The sequence below is a fragment of the Bacillus cereus group sp. N24 genome (assembly GCF_016483345.1).
In the GTDB taxonomy this organism is placed as follows: Bacteria; Bacillota; Bacilli; order Bacillales; family Bacillaceae_G; genus Bacillus_A; species Bacillus_A toyonensis.
Window position 1 is genome coordinate 1 of the sequence record NZ_JAEHCA010000185.1, and the last position, 201, is coordinate 201.

The window sequence follows — 201 nt, forward strand, 5'->3', positions numbered from 1 at the left end:
CTTTTACTCGTTGTTTATTCCATCGAGAAGATCCTTTCATTCTTCTAGAAAGAATACGCTGTGCTTTTGCCAACTTCTCTTCTAATGATCGAAAAAACTTCGGATTTTTATAGGTTGTTCCATTTGACAAAATGGCGAAATCTTTTAGTCCCACATCCATTCCAATGTAAGAATTTGTTTTCGGAAGTTCTTGCACTTCTG

General features: G+C 35.8%; 1 protein-coding gene. It reads right to left on the minus strand.

What is annotated here, in order from left to right; all coding sequences use genetic code 11:
• Window positions 1-201 (minus strand): transposase (locus tag JDS95_RS32345; protein WP_199691081.1); only part of this gene is annotated, 201 nt, incomplete at both ends.